Source organism: Legionella anisa (assembly GCF_001467525.1).
Lineage (GTDB): Bacteria > Pseudomonadota > Gammaproteobacteria > Legionellales > Legionellaceae > Legionella > Legionella anisa.
Genome location: NZ_LNXS01000004.1, coordinates 104,583 through 117,912 on the forward strand (window position 1 = coordinate 104,583; position 13,330 = coordinate 117,912).

The window sequence follows — 13,330 nt, forward strand, 5'->3', positions numbered from 1 at the left end:
GCCTGCTTGCTTGAAACTGTCTCTTGATCACATCTCTGCTTGCGCCCTGCGGCTTGTCCGCGGGGTCCAGTGTTTTAGAAATGAATGTCTCGTCATATACTAGACCGCTCGAAAAAGAGAAAAAACCTGTTTTTCGTCGTCTATATCCTGCTTTGGCTTTGACTTTTCCTCTACTTTGCTTTTTTGGCCTTTAATCTCTAAAAGAACTTCTGAAAGTCGTTTGGTAATTGCATGCTGGGGATAAAGACTCGCACAGAACTTGATTTTTTGGAGCCAGGGTGAGCGCCCAATTAAATCTTGGCTTTCATTGAGGAAGGATTTAAGAATTTCATACAATTGACTGTTATTTGGGCGGCGAAAAAAGGAGAGCATATGTCCAACCTCATATTCATTGTCTATAGTTCTTTGAATCTCTTTGACCTTTTTATTACAGTACATTAATTTTTCTAAAGGCTGTATAAAAGAGCTCGCCTCCCCTGCAAGTTTCCTTACCTCTTGTACTTGATTGCCTCTTCTGCCGCCATTGTGAGCATAATAGCCTACATTAGCCAACAATTTTTTTAAAATTGCATCAAAATCTTTAGCGTCAACCCGAACAACTGGCAAGTTATCCCGCTCCACTTGATTAAGAAAAATTTTTGCCGCAGTGTTCACTACTTGCCGCCATTCATGACTTACCCTCCGTAACAATTTCCAATCTTGAACAGGAAGGAACATAACGAACTCGCACTTTAACTCATTAGGTAACAGCTGGATAAAAGGAGTAATTTTTATTAAGGCATCGTTAATATGAGGCGCATCAATGTCATTATTGCGAATCATCATTAAACTCAAGGAAGGATCTTTAGCGATTAATGCGGTACACATATCGAATAAGCTTTGGGGAGTCCGGTTCTCGGATCCGTCCGTGGTGTCGGCTGCATCAATTGCTCCTGATACATCGTTTAAATCTTCATTATTTTTTGTGTTTACAGAGTTAATGGGCACTTATATGAACACTAAGACAAATAATGAATCCTATTGTATAATATAAACTATAAAAACCAAGTGGTTAGCTGGGTGCTTGGCTTTATCACTTCTCTACCTTCGCCTCACGCTTTCAGCTAACGATAAATGTAGCCTGGGTGAAGCGAAGCGGAACCCGGGGTTACGGAAAAGTGATAAACCCGGGTTACGGCTTCACCTGCACCCAGGCTACATTACCGGAGTGGTTTTTACTTTCACATGCATCAACTATTATTATTTTATGAGCTCCTTTCAAAAGGAAAATATAATGATCAAAAATGCTGACCATGTAACGATTGCAGTAAATGATTTACCCGCAGCAATAGAGTTTTTTAAATTACTCAATTTTATTGAAACGCATAATGTCATCATTGAAAACGAGCCGTTTGCAAAATATATGAATATTCCTGCTGTTAAAGCAGATCATGTCACGCTGGTTTTATATCACGGCGATAAAGAAGCAAAGCCTCATTTTGAGATCCAGCTGTTGCATTTTTATCATCCTAAACCACAAATGGATCCCAATATTCATCGCCTTGATAAATATGGTTATAATCATTTGTGTTTGGCAGTGGATAACATTGAGGAAGTTATTGAGCGGCTCCAAAACAATAATGTAAAAATACTCAGTGAGATATTAGATTTTAACAATAGAAAACTTGTTTATTTTGAAGGACCCAATGGTATTATTTTAGAGCTCGCGGAATTGAAAAAAGCATAAGTGTTTCTCTTCTTAATAGGAGTACTTCAAATGCCGGGTATTTTTTCAATAACACCCAAATGACTCGCATTGATTTTAAGCGAGGCAAGTAAGACCACGAACATCATCGTAAACACGGTAATTAGAGCCATCGACGCATAAATATCTAAATGAGTTGAAGCACCTAAAGGGTCAACTAATTGTGATAAACCTTGTATCCCATAAATAGCGACCGCTTCCCTCCAAAAGTTTTTAGAAGAAAAAAGAGGGGGCTTGCTCATAGCCATAACATCATGCTTGGCAATATAAACTGCAAAAATTTGATAGATAATATAAACCACAAAAAACCAACCAAAATAATTTTGCAACGGAACACCAAAATAAGGCCCCCCATCCCTCCATACCCATAATGAATAGACTGTTGAGGAAAGAGGATCCATACATACATCCCACATCACCATGATAAATGCCGCAATTAAAGGCACAAGAACTATCTGCTTTCCAGTCAGTGGCGCAGCATATTGCCCCAGAAGTATATGCGCCAGAATCCACGAAGCGTAGCCTGTTCCAAAGTAAGCAAACATAATAATAAGAGGCACTTGAAACAGCCTTGGCCCAGCTAATTTATCATAATAATAATGACCAAAAGGAAATCCCGTCTGAATGCTTAACGCTTCAAAAAAATGACTGACTAGCCACGTTATAATAAAAAATAAAATGAGATTCTTTAGTCCATATCGCTCTTTACCATGCAGGCAAGCTGAAATAAAAATAGTAAAGACGAGAATAATGGGTAAAAACGTCACTGCGAGCGGACCATGCCAGGCAGCAGAAAAAAGAGTTGCCAGAAAATAAATAGCAATCACTGTCCATCTGATGATACTGCTTCTATTTTGCGTTGCTTCATTTTTGGTCATTTGACGTGTCCTTACTCATATCCCCATTGAACAACTTACATTATAAGTTACCCGATTTAAACTTCATTTAATAGATTCGATTTTATAGAAATGATGATGCAATCCAGGTATTTTTTTTAATAGACTTCTTTGAGCGAAAGGGTGCAAATGATTTATGATAAGCAGGTTCACTCAACAATATGAAGGATTTACTTAGAGGGAGTGCAGGATGCAAGAACAAACCAATCGACTAAGCTCACTTGGAAGATTGTTATTTTTACTATTCATAAGCTATGCAAAGTGGTCAGCCGCTATTACGCCTTCATCGCTCAATGAACCCCCTGCCATAGGGAATTTTACTCTGGCAACGTCACAACAGCCAGGTCCTTTTTTTTCTTTTGGCCAAAATATTATTGATAAGAAACAATTTATTGTTTCGTTCAACCCCAATTACTTATACAGCCAGACCCAAATCATTTTAGACGGAACCCCTTCCATACTTTATGGAATCACAGACTCAGCCTCGGTATTACTCACGCTGCCTTATGCTTTTAGTTATAAAAATGGCAATCAAACCCTATCTGGCATCGGTGATCTTGCCCTTGATTTAGAATATGCATTTTATAATTACGAAAATTCAAGATACTCAGATCAAGCAACTATTATTTTCTCCTCTTCTTTTCCTGTCAGTAATTTAGATGAGATTTCTAAAAAACTTAATCCAAGTAGCCGCGTATCAGGATTTTCTAGAAAAAATGCTCCATCCAGTTTCGATGCGATGACTTATTTTATTGGAGCCACTTACTCGCGTATGCTCGTTGACTGGTATGGTTTTATTGCCCCAGGAGCCTTATTCGCAAGCAAAAAAAATTCAATTCAGCAAGGAACACAATATTATTACAATTTGGGAATAGGACGTAACATCAAAAGCACAGAAAAAAAATACATCCTTTTTGGATTGCTTGAATTAAATGGTCAATATAGCGCTAAAACCAAATTTGACTCGCATACTGTTCCTAACACAGGGGGAAATATTATTTATGCAACCCCTTCAATCTCATTTTCTACACCCAAAATAATGATTCAGCTTGGTATTTCCTTGCCTGTTGCTCAATATTGGTATGGCAATCAAAGTAACATCTCTTATTATGCAAGCGGTATTATCACTTGGACTATTCACTAGGGTCTGTTTAACTTTCTACTATCTTGACCAAACTGTCCTGATTTTCTGCGCTCCGATGCTCACATACTCGTGTATGCCGCGCTTCGGTGCTCAAACATCAGGCCATTTTGACTCAAGCTCGCGAAATGGAAACAGCCCTTAAGTATTTGCTTATTTTTTATCTTTTTTTGTGATAAATAAGATACGCTAGCAGTCCCAAAAGTTTACGAGGACAAATTAGGATTTAGAGAGCGACTTGGAACATAGCATGTACTGCTATTAATTTTTATTTATTCTGGGCATTGCACGAGAAATAATTTTGGGTCGATTTACATGAATAAACAAACTAAATTAAAAAAATATAATGAATTACTCTCAAAGATTACTCATTTATATTTTATAAAAAAGCAATTTATTTGCGTCGTATTGTTGTTATTGATTGCTCCATGCTCCTGGGCAAAACATTCTTATGACACCATAATCATTGGAGGAGGCGTGTCTGGATTAACTGCCGCAAAGCAATTACATCAAGCGCACCAAGATGTACTTATTATTGAAGCAAAAGATCGCCTCGGTGGCCGAGTACATACAGACTATAATTGGGGGTTTGCCATTGATTTGGGAGCTACCTGGATTCATGGGATTGAACGCAACCCGCTAATCCCTTTACTAAACCAACACGCTATCGTGCCCAATAGTTACAATAACTCCAAATCAACGGATATGCTAAAAGACTTTGCCTTGTATAATAGTGAAGGAAAACCTGTATCAGAAAACTCTTTAAAGTTATTTTCCAGTTTGGCTTATGAGTTTATACGTTACAGTAAAACACAGAATATCATGATCTCCTTTGCTCAAAATTTTACTGCATTTGCACAGGAAAAAAAGTTGAATGCAGATCAGCGCGCCTTACTGTATTATGCATTAGAAAATATTTACACTTATGAATTTGCTGATAATTTGACGCAATTATCACGTAATGTTTATTCTGCATACGAAGACTCACTTTCCTCTGGCAAAAATGCACTTATTCCAGAAGGTTATTTTCAGCTTTTTCAACACTTTTCACAGCATATTCCCATCCATTTGAATCAAATTGTCCAACAAATTGATTATACCGCCGATGATGTTCGTGTCATGACTCAAAAAGATACCTATCATGCCAAACACGTGATTATCACTGTTCCTTTAGGAGTACTTAAATCCAATAAAATTATATTTCACCCTTCCTTGCCTAAAGACAAAAGTAACGCAATAGCTCAATTAAAAATGGGGAATTATGAAAAATTATATTTGTTGTTTGATAAAGTCTTTTGGGATAAAGATAAAGAATGGATTGGCATGTTACCTAAAAATAAGAAAGAAGCATTTAATATCTTTAATTATTACAAATACACAAAAAAACCCGTACTCATTGTATTTACTAGTGGCAAACTTGCACGTGATATGGAAAAAAGAGGCCATCTAAAAGAATGGGCAATGCAACACTTAAGAACGATTTATGGAGTAAATATTCCTGAGCCAATCAAAGTAAAACAATCTCACTGGGGTAGTGATCCCTTCACTCTTGGAAGTTATTCCTATTTACCAATCAGTGTAGATAAAAGTGTTATTGCATTATTAGCTAAACCTGTAGCTGGAAAGCTCTATTTTGCGGGAGAGGCTACTTCTACAACTGATCCAAGTACCGTACATGGTGCTTATTTATCTGGACTTCGAGCGGCCAATGAAATACTAACAAAAGAGCAAAAGGAATCCTTTAGAAATTGAGTACCCGCGGGTGAGTTCGTGTAGAGGTTGCGCCCAATGCAAACGCGTTTACGAATCTTAACCAATCTTTTTCATTTATTTTATTTCATAACTTTTTGTTTTTATTGATTATTGAAACGCTAAAAAAGCACTAAATAACAACAAAAAGAATCCCTGTAAATCAAAATAATATAGTTTTTTACAAAACGTATTTTTTAATTATAATATGGACAATTTTTTATTTTAGAGATTCCCTATGGCTAAAAATACACTGTTTAATTTTCTTTTCAAAAACGAGACTACTGTCCAACTTCCTCAAGGACATAAATTGGTATTAGATACCAACAAAGAAAGCCAAAACTACTACCGTATTGAATGCCCTACGCAAGTAAATATTGTCGTAAACGATAAAGAAAATGAATATGAATTGGATAACCACCATGTTAGTGTTTATCAAAATGAATATCGGCATAATCCAAAATTAAGCCAATATCATTACACTGCTGAATTTACAAACCAATTAGGGGGACGCTATCGACTGCATGTTTACTTCAACGCTTTTGATAATTTACTGCCAAATATAGCCTTTGAGAAAGAAACCAATAATGGTTATGAATTGGTAGATAACAAGGATTTAAAAAAGCAATTTATAATCTTGGCACTGAAGCATACAGTACCCTTAATGAAGAAACTGCGACAGCAACATAATGAAACGATTAGACTTTTGGAAGCCCGTTATAATGAGTATGATGAGCGTCTTGCAGAACTTTTTGACTCTCGAAAAGAGGATACAATTGAAGCGTTACAGATAACTAAAGCTGCATGTGACATATTAAGAGAACTTATTCCCCTTGTTCGCTCTTCAAATTACGCCAAAGTTCTTCGCTTTCACGAAATGGCGGCTCACTCCCTTCGAGAACAACATGCCATTCAAGTTGCAGCTGACGCTACTTCTCAAATAAAAGATTTGCATAATACATCAATTGATGCCCACGAAGACATTTCTTCACGTGCCGAAGTTATGCCACGGCCTGCAGTCTCTGCAGTAGAAGTTCCCGCAGCAGATGTTACTTTCTCACAAGCAGAAGTAGCCGCCACAGCAGATATTGCTGCTCTCCCAAAAATGAAAAAGAATGCATCAAAAAAATCGAGCACTCGGGCTACTCACAAATTGGAGCTCGAACTCAAGAAATTAAGTTCTCAATTTGCAAAGCTTTCTGAATCTTCCAAAGAAGTACAAACTAAAAAAATAGAACAGTTACTGTCTAAAACATATGCCATCGGCTTGATCTATGAGCATCAAATTAAATTGAAGGATCTACAGCAATTACAAAAGATACGTCGAGATTTACACAAACTTGGCGCCAGTTTATTACCTAACTTACTCTTAAATAAGCAATTTGAATTGGCTGCTTTATTAACTTCTTTTCACCATCTGTTACGTGATGAAAAATACCTCAATTTAGCCTTGCAAACACGAAATTCTGAGCTGTTGGATTTTATTTTGGAATATAGTGATATTGATGTAAATAATCAGCCTGTCATCGTACGCAAAACATCTTATCCTTCTGCGGTACACGCATGTTTTTACGAGCATAGTGGTTCAAACTCTATGATTGAATGTCTTTCTGTACTCATCAAACATGGAGGCTCCCTTTTTGTACCCGATAATAAAAATAAGGGTTTACCGATTGCTTACTCAATACTCTCCGGCGACACTCATCCACTGTTTAAAGCATTACTAATGAATCGTGACAAAACGATTGACTCCATTGATTTTTTAAAAAATCTAACTATTTTACTGCACGCTTACCTGGAACGAAATGATCTTGATATAGCAGAATTGAGTTCTATAGAACTAGAAATAAAAAGCTTTGAAGTACAATTGGAAGCTTTGCAAAACCCCCTGTGGAGTGAGCCAAGTTCACGCTATTTAATAAAAAATGCGAATCACCTAGAGGAAAAATATTTCGGCCCTCTAATAAGTAGATTGAAGAAAGAGCCGGAGATCATCGCCATCAACCAAGAACTACATAGAGCATCTTCCGCTCTCACTTCCAAACTCACTAGGACACAACGACGACAAAGAAATATTACTGCAAATAATGAACTCGAAAATATGGATAAGCTATTAGAGGGACTTGATCTGACCGATCTGGATTTTGATTTTATAAAAGCTGCCGTTCTCGAAAAGTTAAACAATAACTTACAAATAATTGAGAAAAAATCTCAACTCATTGATGTCCAGAAAGAGATCACTCGCTACCAAATTTACAATCGAAAAGGAGGTAGAAAATATCGAGAGCATCTCAAAGAACAAGATACTCTACTGCAAGAGATAAAGAAATTGGAAAGTAAAAGCCCTCTAACTGAAGATCTGGAACATTCTCTGAAAGAGCTTGCAACCCTTAGAGAAACTATTGAATCCTTAAATGGAATGAGTAGCTTATTGACTCAATTTTCCAGCTTATTTTCCTCCTTGGCGAATGACCTCAAAACCGCTACACCAGCAAAAGATGCTGACGATGTTGAAGATCCTGAGGAGAAAGCGGTAGAGACGGAGTTAGCAAAATTAGAAAACCAAGATGATTCTCTAAGAAAAAAATTTGAATTGTAATATTAAGTGAACAAGTCGGTGCATCAGAATGTAGCCTGGGTGAAGCAAAGCGGAACCCGGGTTTACTCTTATCCAAACTACGCTTCTGTATTCATCGATTAAGGTAATGCAAAATGCCAATTCATCGCTCTGGATAGGCCTTCAAGCATGATTTCACCGCGGATACTGTTCCCTTTTGCATTCACTCTGGGGCTTAATACTACAATTCCTGCTTTACCAGGAAGAACAGCAATCGTATAACCAGACACGCCACTTTTAGCGGGCATGCCGGTTTTAACCATATGCGTACCTGTTTCATCATAAAGTCCGCAGGTTGCCATAATCGCTAAAGTAATTTTACAGGTATCGGTAGAAATGATTTGGTTCCCGCTCTCTGGATCTCGGCCTGCGTTGGCTAATAGCGTAGGCAGGAAAAGCATTTGTTCTAACTTGGCTTCATAGGAGCAAAGCGCAAAATACAAATCCAAAGTTTCATGAACATCCGCTCCAAGATTATTTCTACTTTTTAATAAATAGGCGAGGGCTCGGTTGCGGTTACCCGTTCGTTTTTCAGAAGCAAAAACCAAGGGGTTAATGCTGAGGCGTTGATTAAATAATTTTTGTGTCCAATGCTCTAACCATCCAAATTGTTGCTCACCTTTTCCTGGAATATGGGAGCACAAGGTAATCGCCCCAGCATTCAGCATGGGGTTTGAAGGTTTAGGGCCAAATTGTTCCAAACGAGTAATTGACGCAAAATCATCCCCAGAGGGTTCTACCTTAACCCAGTCAAACAATTGTTCTTCACCAAACTCTTCAAGAAGGCCAATCAAAGGAATCATTTTTGCTGTACTTTGTAACGTGACTGGATTCAAAGGGCTGTTGCTATAAGAAAGCGATTGCTCACCTAATGGTTGAACAGCAATCGCTGTCAACTCCGGATTCACATTTGCAAGTTCTGGAATATAATCCGCGGTTTTACCCTCTTGATTCAACTCTGCAGCACGAACCAAATCTTCTAGCACCTGGATTGTAAGCAATGATGACATAGGATCCTTAGACTGAAAAAAGCAGCCATTATGATAAATTTAGCACATTAAAACAAATAAATTTGCAGAAAGAGTTAATTAAAAACTCAACGAAGAAGCAGAAGCATTTAAGGTAATTTGCCCACCCAGCGGTAACACACAGCTTATTTCCCCGTGACTGTAAGAAAAAGATGTAATACATGGCACTTTAAAACGAGTCGACCATTCATTAATCACCTCATCAATTGTCCCTTCTTCAGGATCTTTTGAAATGCATTGTTCAAATGTTCCGAAAACAATTCCTGAAACTTGCGTAAATACAGAGGCTAGTTCTAAGTGAGACAACATTCTATCTACATTAAAAGGTTCCGTTGCTACATCTTCTAATAATATTATTTTTCCTCTGAAATCGGGCTGATATGGTGTTCCTATTAATGAAGTAATCAGTGATAAATTCCCACCAATAAGACATCCTTGGACGATACCTGGATTAACACATTCACCGGCAACAATACGATAAGGTTCATTCATCAGACAGGCTAAAAGTGTTTCTTTGATTAAAGGAGTAAGTGCTGTGGTTAATGTAAATCCAGTATAGGAAATCAAGCCCGTTTTTTTTAGAATCCCCAACTGCAAAGCGGTGGTATCGCTAAAACCAACCAGTATCTTAGGATTTTGCGCAATTAGCTCATAATCAAGTAAGGGCAAAAGCCGTTGAGATCCTTGACCGCCGCGACTACAAATAATTGCTTTAATGTCATGATCTGCGAAAAAACTCATAATGTCTTGAGCACGATCGGCGTCGCTACCTGCTAAAAATCGCTCCTCATCCTGATAATGAGCTCCAAACTTTAGTCTAAATCCCATTTCATGCAGATAACGAACGCTTAAATCAATGGATTTTGATCGTAAAGGGCTAGAAGGTGAAACAATGCCTAAAGTATCTCCCTCTTGCAAAGGTTTAGGTCTTATATTATTCATGGTCGCCAAACTCATTATTCCCCAATATTCTTAGTTTTATTCAATGTGAGACAGATGTAAAACATATTATAATTTTGCCAAATGCTCTATACTTAAGACCAAAATAATGGAATTCCACTCCCCTTATACTCGTGTGTGATATTATGGATAATAACCATATAGTTGTGCTCAACTCAGGCTCTTCAAGTATTAAATTCGCTGTATACGAACTGAGTTCTACTTTGCCCAAACAGCTGCACGGTATTGTTGAAAACATTCGGGAATCACCTGCTCTGAAATTGTATGACAAAAATAATGTTTTAGTGAGAGAAAATCATTTCGAAAAAGATCGCGGGTACAGCTACTTTTATGAATTATTATTCTCAGCCTTAAAAACCAATCAATTTGGTTTTCAAATCAGTACCGTAGGACATCGGGTAGTGCATGGTGGTCATGAGTTTAATTCACCTGTTTGTATTTCTGCGGAAATCATGGAAAAATTAAAAAAACTCATTCCTTTTGCTCCGCTGCATCAGCCCTACAATCTCGAAGCAATTGAGAGTATCAATAAACTCTATCCTAATTTACGACAAATCGCTTGTTTTGATACTGCATTTCATACAACGCATCCAAAGACAGCAGATCGATTTGGCCTTCCAAGAAAATTTTTTGAAGCAGGGGTAAAACGCTATGGTTTTCATGGGCTTTCCTATGAATTCATTATGCATCAACTGGAAAACATCAATCCGCAAAAACACTCAGGTCGGATTGTCATCGCGCATCTGGGAAATGGTGCCAGCATGTGTGCAGTCAAGCAAGGAAAATCAGTAGACAGTACTATGGGGTTCACTGCATTGGATGGCCTGGTGATGGGTACACGTTGTGGCACGATTGATCCTGGCGTCATTCTTTATCTTATGCAGTCTGAAAGAATGAGCCCAGATAAAATTCAAAATTTACTTTATAAAGAATCGGGCTTATTAGGCGTTTCCGGTATTACTTCGAATATGCAAAAGTTGCTTGCAGACAAAAGCCCGCATGCAAAAGAAGCAATTGAGCTATTTGTCTATCGCATACGTAGAGAGCTCGGCGCACTTGCTGCTGCACTTGGTGGGCTGGATGTATTGGTTTTCACCGGCGGCATTGGAGAAAATTCCTGGCAAATTCGTCACGCCGTCTGTCAAGACAGTGAATGGCTCGGGATCGAAATCGATACGACTTTAAACAAGACCAAACAATTAATGATTAGTAGTCCCAAAAGTTTTGTCGACATTTACGCGATCCCTACTGATGAGGAATGGGTTATTGCCAATCATTGTTTCCGTCTTATTAAGAATAAGGAATTATGACATGGACACCACATTACTTGCAGGAAAAAAAGCTTTGGTAGTTGGTATTGCCAATGAACGTTCCATCGCCTTTGGTTGTGCACATGCCTTGAAGAGGGCTGGCGCTGATCTGGCAGTCACTTATTTAAATGAGAAAACCAAGTCGTATGTGGATAAAGTAGCCAACACACTCCAACCTTCTATTTATCGTCAGTGTGATGTGACCCAAGAGCATGATTTGGATAATTTATTTTTAGAAATCAACAAAAAATGGGGACAAATTGACATTGTAATTCATTCGATTGCTTTTGCACCCAAAGAAGATTTACAAAATCCTGTGCACGAATGTTCTAAAGAAGGCTTTCTCATGGCGATGGATATTTCCTGCCATTCATTTATTCGTATGGCGAATCTGGCGAAACCCCTGATGAAAAATGGTGGCTCATTGTTTGCCATGTCTTTCTACGGAGCAGAAAAGGTGGTCGAAAATTATAATCTCATGGGGCCAGTTAAGGCTGCATTGGAAGCTTCTGTGCGTTATATGGCAGTAGAATTGGGTCCACAAAAAATTCGCGTCATCGCGCTCTCTCCTGGTCCTCTAAAAACACGTGCTGCCTCGGGTTTGGGGAAGTTTGATGATTTACTTCAGCTTGCAAAAGAAAAATCCCCCTTAAGATCATTGGTTGATATCGATGATGTAGGCGCAATGGTGGTTTTTCTTGCCAGCCAATACGCTAAAAACATTACTGGTGATGTCATTTATATTGATAGCGGTTATCATATTACCGGTTAATATTTATTGCTCCTTTTTAGAATTAATCCAATATAAAATGCCATAAAAGAGCTTAGATAAAAAAATGATGCGTATAAATCATAGTATTATATCGCATACTCCATGTCTCATGTAACTAATGGAAGACCGTAATGAATATCGATCAAAAAATCACCTGCCCTATTTGTGCGAAACAAAATACCTGGTGCTCCGAGAACCGGTTCAAACCTTTTTGCTCTCATCGATGTAAGCTCATTGACTTAGGTGAGTGGGTTAGCGAGACTCGGAAAATTCCTGGAAATTCGCCTGATCCAGACCTCAATGTTGAGGTTCATCATGATCAAGACGAATAATTCTTCTCTTTTCCGGCACGATTACGATTTTTGATAATCTATTCATACGCCAGAGCTGGTTAAAATTGACGGCCTGTCGAATATTAAAGCATGGCTGTTTCAATGAATCAGGTTATCCATTTTATATTATACTGTTAATCATGTGGGTTGAATCAAACAAAGGATTAATCAATGGCCCAAGAAGACAAGCGTCCTCAGCTTTTTCTTGCTTTTCCAGATGATTCTGAGCCATCGGAGCCAACTCAAGGATCAAACGAGCCTGAGGACTCGAATCGTGCTGTAAAACCATGGTTGCGTTTATTTGCTCGCTCTATTGACTTGACACTATTTTCGTTCTTTTTTGCTCTAATACTCTATTACGTGACCCCTTCATTTTTTCTTGATTTACCGCAAGCAATTTTTGGCATTATTTCTCTTTTTCTGTGGATATACGCTGAAACTCTCTTCTTGACTACCTGGGGCACTACGCCAGGCAAATGGCTTCTAAATATTCAAATAAAAGCCAATGATGATAAAAAGCCAAGATTATTTAACGCACTTAGAAGAAGCATCAAAGTTTGGTTTTTCGGACTTGCTATGGGTATTCCCTTCATTACTGTTTTTACATTATTTTGCGCTTATTTCGAACTGAACAAAAATAAGATAACGACTTGGGACAAATCAGAAAAATTTACAATTACGCATAAATCGATATCCAAATATAAAGTTGTAATTGCGGTACTCATTTTAGGAGTACCCATAGCGCTTAATATCTATGAGTTATACAGCTAATCCGTTTTAC

12 protein-coding genes are annotated in these 13,330 nt (G+C 38.0%); 8 read left to right on the forward strand and 4 right to left on the reverse strand.

Translation table 11 applies throughout. The features are described from left to right. Positions 1 to 99 precede the first annotated feature (99 nt). Complete coding sequence (locus Lani_RS02380; RefSeq protein WP_019235228.1) at positions 100 to 987, reverse strand: F-box protein; 888 nt, start codon at positions 985 to 987, stop codon at positions 100 to 102. A gap of 286 nt (positions 988 to 1,273) precedes the next feature. On the opposite strand from Lani_RS02380, the gene Lani_RS02385 reads away from it, so the two are divergent. Continuing rightward, complete coding sequence (locus Lani_RS02385; protein WP_019235229.1) at positions 1,274 to 1,726, forward strand: VOC family protein; 453 nt, start codon at positions 1,274 to 1,276, stop codon at positions 1,724 to 1,726. A gap of 26 nt (positions 1,727 to 1,752) precedes the next feature. On the opposite strand, the gene Lani_RS02390 is transcribed toward Lani_RS02385, so the two are convergent. Then, positions 1,753 to 2,622 carry a carotenoid biosynthesis protein gene (locus Lani_RS02390; RefSeq protein ID WP_019235230.1) on the reverse strand — a complete coding sequence of 290 codons (870 nt, stop codon included), beginning with the start codon at positions 2,620 to 2,622 and terminating at the stop codon, positions 1,753 to 1,755. Positions 2,623 to 2,830: 208 nt separating this feature from the next. On the opposite strand from Lani_RS02390, the gene Lani_RS02395 reads away from it, so the two are divergent. The 3 genes from Lani_RS02395 (at position 2,831) to Lani_RS02405 (ending at position 8,129) form a co-directional block, all read left to right on the forward strand. After that, positions 2,831 to 3,784 (forward strand): hypothetical protein, encoded by a 954-nt coding sequence (locus Lani_RS02395; protein ID WP_019235231.1) that lies wholly within the window; start codon positions 2,831 to 2,833, stop codon positions 3,782 to 3,784. A gap of 312 nt (positions 3,785 to 4,096) precedes the next feature. Then, a complete protein-coding gene (locus Lani_RS02400) occupies positions 4,097 to 5,533 on the forward strand; it encodes a flavin monoamine oxidase family protein (RefSeq protein ID WP_019235232.1) in 1,437 nt (478 codons plus the stop codon). Positions 5,534 to 5,768: 235 nt separating this feature from the next. After that, entirely contained in the window at positions 5,769 to 8,129 is a 2,361-nt protein-coding gene (locus Lani_RS02405; RefSeq protein WP_019235233.1) for a hypothetical protein, read from the forward strand. Positions 8,130 to 8,227: 98 nt separating this feature from the next. Here the strand turns inward: Lani_RS02405 and glsA are convergent, their stop codons facing one another. Further along, positions 8,228 to 9,157, reverse strand: a complete 930-nt coding sequence (glsA, locus tag Lani_RS02410; protein ID WP_019235234.1) for a glutaminase A — start codon at positions 9,155 to 9,157, stop codon at positions 8,228 to 8,230. A 78-nt stretch (positions 9,158 to 9,235) separates the two neighbouring features. Next, positions 9,236 to 10,117 (reverse strand): S66 peptidase family protein, encoded by an 882-nt coding sequence (locus Lani_RS02415; RefSeq protein WP_040523294.1) that lies wholly within the window; start codon positions 10,115 to 10,117, stop codon positions 9,236 to 9,238. 143 nt (positions 10,118 to 10,260) lie between these two features. On the opposite strand from Lani_RS02415, the gene Lani_RS02420 reads away from it, so the two are divergent. The 4 genes from Lani_RS02420 to Lani_RS02435 all read left to right on the forward strand — a co-directional run bounded on the left by Lani_RS02420 (position 10,261) and on the right by Lani_RS02435 (position 13,320). Beyond that, positions 10,261 to 11,445, forward strand: a complete 1,185-nt coding sequence (locus Lani_RS02420; protein ID WP_019235236.1) for an acetate/propionate family kinase — start codon at positions 10,261 to 10,263, stop codon at positions 11,443 to 11,445. A gap of 1 nt (position 11,446) precedes the next feature. Further along, positions 11,447 to 12,217: an enoyl-ACP reductase FabI gene (gene fabI / locus Lani_RS02425; protein ID WP_019235237.1), complete on the forward strand. Its 771-nt coding sequence runs from the start codon at positions 11,447 to 11,449 to the stop codon at positions 12,215 to 12,217. A gap of 131 nt (positions 12,218 to 12,348) precedes the next feature. Next, entirely contained in the window at positions 12,349 to 12,549 is a 201-nt protein-coding gene (locus Lani_RS02430) for a DNA gyrase inhibitor YacG (RefSeq protein WP_019235238.1), read from the forward strand. Between the two features lie 171 nt (positions 12,550 to 12,720). Continuing rightward, positions 12,721 to 13,320, forward strand: a complete 600-nt coding sequence (locus tag Lani_RS02435) for an RDD family protein (protein WP_019235239.1) — start codon at positions 12,721 to 12,723, stop codon at positions 13,318 to 13,320. Positions 13,321 to 13,330: the final 10 nt, after the last annotated feature.

What these genes read in the sequence shown, in the direction of transcription:
- Lani_RS02385 (WP_019235229.1), top strand. Translation starts at nt 1,274, where the DNA reads ATGATCAAAAATGCTGACCATGTAACGATTGCAGTAAATGATTTACCC.
- Lani_RS02390 (WP_019235230.1), bottom strand. Translation starts at nt 2,622, where the DNA reads ATGACCAAAAATGAAGCAACGCAAAATAGAAGCAGTATCATCAGATGG.
- Lani_RS02395 (WP_019235231.1), top strand. Translation starts at nt 2,831, where the DNA reads ATGCAAGAACAAACCAATCGACTAAGCTCACTTGGAAGATTGTTATTT.
- Lani_RS02400 (WP_019235232.1), top strand. Translation starts at nt 4,097, where the DNA reads ATGAATAAACAAACTAAATTAAAAAAATATAATGAATTACTCTCAAAG.
- Lani_RS02405 (WP_019235233.1), top strand. Translation starts at nt 5,769, where the DNA reads ATGGCTAAAAATACACTGTTTAATTTTCTTTTCAAAAACGAGACTACT.
- glsA (WP_019235234.1), bottom strand. Translation starts at nt 9,157, where the DNA reads ATGTCATCATTGCTTACAATCCAGGTGCTAGAAGATTTGGTTCGTGCT.
- Lani_RS02415 (WP_040523294.1), bottom strand. Translation starts at nt 10,117, where the DNA reads ATGAATAATATAAGACCTAAACCTTTGCAAGAGGGAGATACTTTAGGC.
- Lani_RS02420 (WP_019235236.1), top strand. Translation starts at nt 10,261, where the DNA reads ATGGATAATAACCATATAGTTGTGCTCAACTCAGGCTCTTCAAGTATT.
- fabI (WP_019235237.1), top strand. Translation starts at nt 11,447, where the DNA reads ATGGACACCACATTACTTGCAGGAAAAAAAGCTTTGGTAGTTGGTATT.
- Lani_RS02430 (WP_019235238.1), top strand. Translation starts at nt 12,349, where the DNA reads ATGAATATCGATCAAAAAATCACCTGCCCTATTTGTGCGAAACAAAAT.
- Lani_RS02435 (WP_019235239.1), top strand. Translation starts at nt 12,721, where the DNA reads ATGGCCCAAGAAGACAAGCGTCCTCAGCTTTTTCTTGCTTTTCCAGAT.